Source organism: Rheinheimera fenheensis (assembly GCF_039871805.1).
Classification (GTDB): domain Bacteria; phylum Pseudomonadota; class Gammaproteobacteria; order Enterobacterales; family Alteromonadaceae; genus Alishewanella; species Alishewanella fenheensis.
The window spans coordinates 114,438-122,609 of record NZ_JBDPJM010000012.1 but is presented as its reverse complement, the minus strand read 5'-3'; the positions used below and the strand labels follow the sequence as shown (position 1 = coordinate 122,609).

Genomic DNA, 8,172 nt, shown 5'->3' with positions numbered 1-8,172 from the left:
TGCAACCTAACTTAACTCACCCGAAGCACCCAAACCGCAGCGCCCCGTGGCATGGCGCGCATTATAGGGCGTTTTAATTAGCCTGCAAGCGGTAAATACGCACCGACTGTTCAAATGCCGATAAATTAACCGCTCTTATTAACGCGCTTTCAGGCAGCGACTTTACGGCTGTTGTATTCAGCTACCATTTGCTGCATTTGCCTTTCATCGTAGGGCATCAGATTGCTGAGTATCATGCGTTTTTCACCTTTACCGATTTGCTCCCCCTGCTCACTTAACGCAAACTCCAGCAATGCATTGCCGCGTTTTCCCTCAACCGCTAGCGAAGAAGCGGTAAGGTTCAAGTCAACTTTATGCCGTGGCAACCTAAAAAAGCTTAATGCCATACTTTCATATATCACCAGTGGCCGTTGCGGATTAATCATAACCTGATGCTGCTGCATTAGTGGCTGTAATATATGAGGGAAATTCTGGCCGGAGAACTGCACATAATCACGGATCAATGGCTCTATGACACTTAAGTCGCGTTGCCTGGCTCCGCTATGTTGTAACAATAGGTATGTTTTATCCTGACTATCGCAAATAGTAATCAGATTTGCCTGTTCTTTACACCGCAAAAGTACATCTGCCGAGACCATGCCAGAGAACTGACAGCTAAGTTGTTCAGTAATGCCATAGCGCGTCAGCAAATAAGCGAATAGCAAGTCTCCGGGTACACAAAAACGTTTAGCGTCCTCATCGTGTATCGGATTAAAATCAGTCGCCACCTGCTTAGCAAATTCACTGGCCTGTTTACGGCTAAAGCTGAAACTTTCAGCATTCTGATTCACGTATTGTTCTAACAGCATTCGCTTTTAACTCATGTAACTAATAAGCGTGCCATTGTACTCAAATTTAACTCAAGAATGGTCTAGCCAGTAAATATGACTGCCTTATCGTAATTAATTGCTTGCTTTTCACACAAAGCCAAACTACTGTATATAAATACACTGTATATATAAACATGTAGAGGAAGCTATGTATAATCACCAGTCCGGCATCTCGTTAATCAATACGGCAGAATCTTTAGCAACACTGAGCAAACCGTCACAGGCAAGCTATCTTGCTGGCAGCACTGGGGCTGATCATACACAAGATAATTTACTAGCGTTGTTAAAACGCTATGAAAACTCCCAAGGTTGGATCTTACTTATCGCCCCCAACAACTTACCCAATAAAAGCTGGCTAGCACGATACCAATTGCCGCTAAATAAGATTCTGGTGATACATGAAAAACAGATATCGGATCTTAACGTCACCGTAGCACGCGCACTCAGTTCAGGCACTTGTCAGCTGGTGGTGAATTTTACCAAGACGTTATGTCCTGTCACGCTACAACGTTTCCAGCAACAGGCTAAAGCAAACAATGTGCATTTATATCAGGCTGAGCAGCTCTCTACTATGACGCTTGCTCACTAATACTGACGAAAACACTGAAGCTCATAACAGTATGCCGACAATCAAAGTGAGGCTAGGTATAATAGAGCAACTTACTTTTTAAATAAGCGGATTCTATGTTGTGCTATTGCCAGTCAGGGCAAGACTTCAGTCTTTGCTGTCAGCCACCATTAACAGGTGCCAGAGTAGCGCAAACGTGTGAACAGTTAATGCGATCTCGATACAGTGCTTACTGCAGTCATGATATAGGCTACATATTTCGCACCTACCATCCTTCTAAACAGCGGGAAAACAGCCTGGCAGCCATTAAGCTGTTTGCCGACAGCTGTCATTTTATCGCGTTACAGGTAAACAGCAGCGAGCAAACGAATACCGGGGGCGTTGTTGATTTTACCGTGCGTTACCTGCAGGGTAACGTATTACAGCAGTTCAACGAGCGCTCACGTTTTGTTTATGAACACCGCTGGTATTACTTTGACGGCATTCTGACAGACGCCCCAGCGATAAAAATTGGCCGTAATGACACGTGCCCGTGCGGCAGTGGTAAAAAGTTTAAGCACTGTACTGAACATATTCCATCAGGCCAGATGTAAACGGTGAAGAACGCATCTTCAGACTAGGATGTTATGCCGCGTCATGTTGATGCAACTGTCGTAACACCTCATATAAAGCAGTGGGATCTGCCGGCATTTTATGAACTGCTTCAGCGGCTAGATGGCGACGGGCATGCAAACTCAAATTCTGCCAGACGTCTCCTCTGATACGTTTTTGTTCGTCAAACTGTGCCAGCGGCCCGGGGTTGAGATAGCTGGTTAACTTTAACTGCAATAAACCACTACACTTTAATGCAATACTATGTTGCAGCAACCTATCAAGATCCCCGTCTTGTAATGCAAAGCGTCTTGCTGCAGAAATATCTAAGCCTAATTGCTGGCGCAGTCGATCGGGCTTAGGCTCTGCAACGGGCTCGGGCGTATAAAACTGAGCAGCTTCTTCTACTTCTGGTGACAACAACGATAAGTAAAGCGCGAAATCTGCTCTGTGCGACTGATGTAATGCCTGATTTAGCTTTACATCAAGCTGCCATTCGTTAATTACCATCAGCTGAAATTGTCCGTTATTGCACGATGAAAATCTATTGCTGGATTTATCGGCAGTCAGATAAAAAAGTTTAGCAAATGGCTTTACATCAAAAGTCAGTTTGATAATATGCCGTCCACTCGTGGAGGGGTTCCCGAGTGGCCAAAGGGATCAGACTGTAAATCTGCCGGCACTGCCTTCGAAGGTTCGAATCCTTCCCCCTCCACCATTTCAATTCTTTAATGTCATTAGTTATCCTCCTTGTCTTTCAGCTCCTCAGCAAATTTAGTAAAACACCGGATGACAGCTTGGTTTTCTGCTTTGGAAGAACTAATTATCTTGCTAAAGCGGCCGATATTTCCGACACTTAGCTTAATTAAAATTAGTTTTTTGTGGCGCTGATGGATAACAAGACGCTTGAAAATCAACGCGTGCTCATTGTTGACGATCAACGTGCCTTTCAACTGATGTTTAAAGGTATCTTGTACTCTATGGGCGCTACCAATGTCGCCTTTGCGCCAACCGGTGAGCAGGCGTTAGCTAAATGCGCCAACATCAACTATGACATCCTGTTTGTTGATTACCATTTAGGGATCGGCAAAAACGGCAAACAATTGCTGGAAGATTTGCGTGAGAAAAAACTTCTGGCGCCACACAGCATTTTTATGCTGGTTACTGGCGAAAATACCGTACCCATGGTGATGAGTGCCGTGGAGCTGGAACCGGATGATTATTTAGTTAAACCCTTCTCACAAAGTGTACTGCGCAGCAGGATCCAACGCATTCAACGTAAGAAAACTCAGCTATCTGCAATTTATCAGGCACTTTACGATGACGATTCCAAACACGTAGTCGAGCTTTGTCAGCAAGAGTTAAGCACAGAGAGCCGCTACCAACAGTTTTGTCGCCGGGTATTGGTAGAAAACCTACTGGCGTTGAAACGCTATGAGGAAGCTGAGCAAATATTACAAAGCAGCCTATCTCAGCGCCGCAACGGCTGGGCCCTGTTACTACAAGCCAAATTGTGTTTTGAATTACAACGGTTTGATGAAAGTCTGCTGTTATGTCAGGAGGCAATTGACGACAATCGCTATTTTGCCGAAGCTTTCGATATACAGGCGCAGAATTACCAGGCCCTGGGTGACCTGGATACGGCTTTCAGCAGTATACTCGCGGCAGCCGAAATAGCCCCCTACAGCATGAACAGACAATATCTGGTGTTGGAAATTGCCCGCCAGCTCAATAACGTACCTCAACAGGTGCAGGCTAGTAAGCAACTGTACGAGATTACCAGACGCTCTATCAAACAGGACATTGTGCACCTGCTTAATTATATCCGCAGCGTTATCGATGCCGCAGTGCGCACTGCTGAACCGGCGCAGCGTAACCGCTATTTGCAGGAGGTGTCACTGGCGCTGCAACGGGTAAAACGTGATGAAGGTATGACACGTGAAATCAATTTTGAGCTGTTCGAGGCCCTATGTCAGGCCAGATTGGAATCGTTAAGCGGTGCACAGTATCAGGCGAAAAAAACCTATGCGGCCGTGGCAGAGCAGTTGCCCGATCAGCACCAAATTTTACCGGACGCTATCTTTTTATTAAACCAAATTGGTGAGTTTGAGCAAGCCAATACCCTTACTAAACTACTGCCGGCAGAGTTGATGAAAAACCCCTTGTTAAAAACCTTGTTTAGCGAACAACAACAGTTTGTCGATGACAAACAGCAGCAATTTGGCGAGCTAAACAAAGCCGGCATTAATAGCTATAAAGAGGGCAACTTTAGTGCTGCGATAAAACACTTTGAAGCGGCGCTGGACCTGGCTCCAATGAATACCGGCTGTGCACTAAACCTGATCCAGGCGTCTATCCAACAGCTGAACAAACAGCAGAAGAATAAATCCCGAGAGTTGTTTGAACGATGCAAAAAAACCTTCCGCATCGTTGATAACATGCCGCTGCCAGAGCACCACCGCATACGTTACAAAGAACTGTTACAGCAATTTGATAAACTGCGCGACGAATTCAGGCGCTGATTACTAGACCGCTAGCACCTGCGCGAGCTCTGTTGCCAGCGCACTAGCGCCTATGCGCATCCCTTCTGCCGTTGCTACGCGCCCTGTAATCTCTTCATACCATTGCACCAGTTGAAGTGCCTGTTGTAGGGTTCTTACGCCACCGGATGCTTTAAACCCCACTTCTCTGTCTGCAGCCGCGATCACGGTCAGCATAATACGGGCCGCTTCATCAGTAATACCCACTGCCGTTTTACCGGTGGATGATTTCACGAAGTCTGCGCCGCAATCAATCACCAGCTCTGTCGCTCTAGTGATTTGCTGTGCTGTTAACAACTCACCAGACTCAATAATCACTTTTAAACATTTGCCCTGACTCTGCTGGCGCACATCATATAGGAAGTTCTTAACATAGCCCTGCTCACCGCGTAGCAAGGCTTTATATGGCAAAACACAGTCTATTTCGTCTGCACCTAACATTAAGGCTTGCTGGATCTGTTCGCACACCAAATCTGTGGCTAAATCGCCAGAGGGAAAATTGACCACTGTTGCCAACTTGGAGGGCGCTTTAAAGCCTGACCATTGCGACAAAGTTTGCAGATATTGCGGAAAAACACAGTAAGCGGCCGCAGGCAATTGCGGTAAGTTAGTCAGCCAGTTGTCGAAACCACTTATGGTATCGTCGTCTTGCAAACGGGTTATATCAAGCAACTTTGCCAGTTGTTGCAGGCGTAAAATATTGGTCATAACCTTGAGTCCAAAAGCAATGCAGCCATGCCGGCTGTCTGATTATCATAAGTATCCTGTTGCTGGCGTGGAGCTTAAACCAGGTCAGGCAGCAAAAGCAAAATGCGCTATAGAAAAAACTAAAAAAATTTTGAATTATTTCGCCCTGTAACCGTCATAAGCTTTAGTAGTTGTTAGGTGATACTGAATCTCTCCTGTTTCGATGTCCTAGTGTTTGCGCCGGCTTGATCGCCGGCGCTTTTTTATATGTTCATCCAGTACTGATTTTGCTTCAAAAACTCCGCTGCCGCTTTAGCTCCAGGGTAATGCTTATGCACCAACTGCCAGAACTTTGCCGAATGGTTCAAATAGCGTAAATGGGCCAGTTCATGTACCACCACATAGTCTGCAACCCAGTCAGGCACCATCATTAATCGCCAGTTAAAGCCAAGCTCAGCTTTACTATTGCAATATCCCCAACGGCTTTTCCAGTCGCCGATAACGAAGCGTACCGCCGTCAACTCCATTTGCTGCTGCCAGTAAGCTAAACGCTGACCAAACCACTGCTGCGCTTGCTGTTGATACCAGTGTTTTATCTGTTTACGGGCATGCACGTCTAGGTTTTTTGCCTGACAACGCGATGATAGGCTAATCTGCAGCTTGTCATCAGACCAACGGATGCCAGACTGTGACGAGAGCCGTACATCAAAGGTTAACTGACGCTGCTGAAATGGCAGCGTTTTAAGTGCCATCCAATCTGGAGGCACTTGCGTTTTGGCGAGTTTGAGGTGCTTATCTATCCAGGGTTGCTTCGCAATGACCAACTGCTGAATATCAGCCTCACTGATGCCGACGGGCGCCCTCACTGTCAGCTGTCCATGTTTAATCTGCAAGGCCACACTGCGGCGTTTTGTGCTGTATACCAGCTGATAAGCCAGTTTCATCTGTTACTACTTTAAGGCCATATTCAATAGCGCTATTGTGCCATAGCCAGTGATAAAGTGTTATTATCTGGCCAATTTGCCAGTACATCATTTTATGGGAACAGCCAGTTAATGAAAATTATCTCTTTTAATATCAATGGCATTCGAGCAAGACTACACCAGCTGCAAGCCTTGATCGATAAACATCAGCCAGACATCATCGGCCTGCAGGAAATTAAAGTTCATGACGAGGAGTTTCCGCTGGCAGAAGTGCAAGCCATGGGATATCACGTCTATCATTTTGGTCAGAAAGGCCACTATGGCGTGGCAATACTTAGCAAACAACCCGCAATAACAATGCAATACGGTTTCCCTACTGATGACGCTGATGCGCAGCGCCGTATGCTGATTGGCAGTTTTAGTATGGCCGATGGTACCCCCATCACTGTGTTAAACGGCTATTTTCCGCAGGGTGAAAACCGAGACCACCCTATAAAATTTCCAGCTAAAACGAAATTCTATGCCGATTTACAACACTATTTACTTACTCACCACAGTCCAAGCGAGCATCTGGCCGTTATTGGCGACATTAATATTTCGCCTGTCGATTTAGATATTGGTATTGGTGAAGCTAATGCTAAGCGCTGGTTACGCGAGGGCAAAACCTCGTTTTTACCCGAAGAGCGCGCCTGGTTGCAACAGTTGAAAGATTGGGGGTTAGTAGATACGTTTCGGGCACTTCATCCTGATGCCAGCGCACAATACAGCTGGTTCGACTATCGCTCAAAAGGCTTTGACGACAACCGCGGCCTGCGCATTGATGTCATTATGGCAACAGCGCCGCTGGCACTGCGCTGCACTGAAAGTAGTATCGATTATGAGCTGCGTGGTATAGAGCGCCCTTCCGATCATGCCCCAGTTTGGTCTGTTTTTAGCTAATGCTGAGCAGCGCTAAGTGGTTATAGCTGCTAGCGGCTATAACCACTGACTGACAAAGCTTTTATCCAGTTGCTGATAGGCTTTTTGCAATAACGCCGCTAAATCTTTGTAACTCCATGGTTGTGACAGCGGCTTTAGCTCAATACCCTGCTGTTGCATTTTCTGGCGGACTTGCTGGTACCAACTGGCCACGGAGGGTGGCAAAGGTGTTGCGGCCCGCACGCCTAACCAATACCATCCTTGAAGCGGTAGAGACGCTACAAACAACATGCTTGCGACTATCTGTCCGAGATGTTCGTTACCTAAATACCAAAATTGCAACAACGCCACTAATAGCGCCGTTAGCGGCAACAGCTTGCTACTTAAGGTCGTAAAGAGAATCACCTTGTTTTCAACGAAAATTCCGTTAAGTTCCGGCTTTGCCGGCCAAATCTTACTGTACTCCCTACCAGCTTTCACGGTAGCGTATAGCGGATACTGCATGGTTAAGCTCCCATTTTCAGCTTGCTAAAACGATAGCACAAAACACCCGGTATTACCTCTGCCTGGCTCTTAAATACGGCGCTAGCCTTTACTTCGCTGCAATTTCATCAATTAGCAAAGGCTAAATTGCAACTTTATCGCCTAGTAAGCTAGTTCATCAGCTTAGTTGATATTCATAATATGAATAAGCTGCTGTTTTCATCATTTTACACTGCAGTTCCACGGCAGTTAAAACAAACAAAAAACATGCCAACCCACATTACCATTACATATCATAAACTTAACCCAGTTAAACAGCGTTACACACAAAGTTATCCACAAAATCTGTGGACAACGCAAAGCAATACACTACAGCATTCAAGCCGGAGCAAGCCTTCTGTTAAGCTACAAAAATGCCTGCTTCAGCAAAATTTAATGCAAAAGACCTGAAAAAGACATATTGCTGCAATGTTGGTGTTTGTTGCCGTCCGTTTACCCGGTTCTGTGTTATAACGCAAAGGTATTACGCAATACTTGGTTGTTCAGATTGCAAAAGGTACACTTTGCGAAACTTCAGATAATACCCACGAGAA

General features: G+C 45.8%; 9 protein-coding genes and 1 tRNA gene. 5 read left to right on the top strand and 5 right to left on the bottom strand.

Annotated elements, in window-relative coordinates; translation table 11 throughout:
- Positions 1-149: 149 nt before the first annotated feature.
- Complete coding sequence (locus ABGI61_RS15165) at positions 150-848, bottom strand: DUF3581 family protein (RefSeq protein WP_347602653.1); 699 nt, start codon at positions 846-848, stop codon at positions 150-152.
- Positions 849-1,017: 169 nt separating this feature from the next.
- Here ABGI61_RS15165 and ABGI61_RS15160 point away from each other — a divergent pair, with 169 nt between their 5' ends.
- Together ABGI61_RS15160 and ABGI61_RS15155 are read left to right on the top strand one after the other, a co-directional pair.
- Entirely contained in the window at positions 1,018-1,458 is a 441-nt protein-coding gene (locus tag ABGI61_RS15160) for a SulA-like leucine-rich domain-containing protein (RefSeq protein ID WP_347602650.1), read from the top strand.
- A 95-nt stretch (positions 1,459-1,553) separates the two neighbouring features.
- Positions 1,554-2,030, top strand: coding sequence for a YchJ family protein (locus ABGI61_RS15155; RefSeq protein WP_347602647.1), 477 nt, complete (start codon positions 1,554-1,556; stop codon positions 2,028-2,030).
- A gap of 31 nt (positions 2,031-2,061) precedes the next feature.
- Here the strand turns inward: ABGI61_RS15155 and ABGI61_RS15150 are convergent, their stop codons facing one another.
- Complete coding sequence (locus ABGI61_RS15150; protein WP_347602644.1) at positions 2,062-2,538, bottom strand: VC2046/SO_2500 family protein; 477 nt, start codon at positions 2,536-2,538, stop codon at positions 2,062-2,064.
- 123 nt (positions 2,539-2,661) lie between these two features.
- On the opposite strand from ABGI61_RS15150, the gene ABGI61_RS15145 reads away from it, so the two are divergent.
- Together ABGI61_RS15145 and ABGI61_RS15140 are read left to right on the top strand one after the other, a co-directional pair.
- Positions 2,662-2,746, top strand: a tRNA-Tyr gene (locus tag ABGI61_RS15145).
- A 172-nt stretch (positions 2,747-2,918) separates the two neighbouring features.
- Complete coding sequence (locus tag ABGI61_RS15140; protein WP_347602641.1) at positions 2,919-4,550, top strand: response regulator; 1,632 nt, start codon at positions 2,919-2,921, stop codon at positions 4,548-4,550.
- A 3-nt stretch (positions 4,551-4,553) separates the two neighbouring features.
- Here the strand turns inward: ABGI61_RS15140 and deoC are convergent, their stop codons facing one another.
- Together deoC and ABGI61_RS15130 are read right to left on the bottom strand one after the other, a co-directional pair.
- Complete coding sequence (gene deoC, locus ABGI61_RS15135) at positions 4,554-5,276, bottom strand: deoxyribose-phosphate aldolase (protein WP_347602638.1); 723 nt, start codon at positions 5,274-5,276, stop codon at positions 4,554-4,556.
- 242 nt (positions 5,277-5,518) lie between these two features.
- Complete coding sequence (locus ABGI61_RS15130) at positions 5,519-6,199, bottom strand: M48 family metallopeptidase (RefSeq protein ID WP_347602635.1); 681 nt, start codon at positions 6,197-6,199, stop codon at positions 5,519-5,521.
- A gap of 111 nt (positions 6,200-6,310) precedes the next feature.
- On the opposite strand from ABGI61_RS15130, the gene xthA reads away from it, so the two are divergent.
- Positions 6,311-7,117 carry an exodeoxyribonuclease III gene (gene xthA / locus ABGI61_RS15125; protein WP_347602632.1) on the top strand — a complete coding sequence of 269 codons (807 nt, stop codon included), beginning with the start codon at positions 6,311-6,313 and terminating at the stop codon, positions 7,115-7,117.
- Positions 7,118-7,153: 36 nt separating this feature from the next.
- Here the strand turns inward: xthA and yfbV are convergent, their stop codons facing one another.
- Positions 7,154-7,600, bottom strand: a complete 447-nt coding sequence (gene yfbV, locus ABGI61_RS15120; protein ID WP_347602629.1) for a terminus macrodomain insulation protein YfbV — start codon at positions 7,598-7,600, stop codon at positions 7,154-7,156.
- Between the last annotated feature and the right edge of the window lie 572 nt (positions 7,601-8,172).

Bases quoted from the DNA above. Each gene is read 5' to 3' on its own strand.
- ABGI61_RS15155 (WP_347602647.1), top strand. From the start codon at position 1,554: ATGTTGTGCTATTGCCAGTCAGGGCAAGACTTCAGTCTTTGCTGTCAG.
- ABGI61_RS15165 (WP_347602653.1), bottom strand. From the start codon at position 848: ATGCTGTTAGAACAATACGTGAATCAGAATGCTGAAAGTTTCAGCTTT.
- ABGI61_RS15160 (WP_347602650.1), top strand. From the start codon at position 1,018: ATGTATAATCACCAGTCCGGCATCTCGTTAATCAATACGGCAGAATCT.
- ABGI61_RS15150 (WP_347602644.1), bottom strand. From the start codon at position 2,538: ATGGTAATTAACGAATGGCAGCTTGATGTAAAGCTAAATCAGGCATTA.
- ABGI61_RS15130 (WP_347602635.1), bottom strand. From the start codon at position 6,199: ATGAAACTGGCTTATCAGCTGGTATACAGCACAAAACGCCGCAGTGTG.
- xthA (WP_347602632.1), top strand. From the start codon at position 6,311: ATGAAAATTATCTCTTTTAATATCAATGGCATTCGAGCAAGACTACAC.
- deoC (WP_347602638.1), bottom strand. From the start codon at position 5,276: ATGACCAATATTTTACGCCTGCAACAACTGGCAAAGTTGCTTGATATA.
- yfbV (WP_347602629.1), bottom strand. From the start codon at position 7,600: ATGCAGTATCCGCTATACGCTACCGTGAAAGCTGGTAGGGAGTACAGT.
- ABGI61_RS15140 (WP_347602641.1), top strand. From the start codon at position 2,919: ATGGATAACAAGACGCTTGAAAATCAACGCGTGCTCATTGTTGACGAT.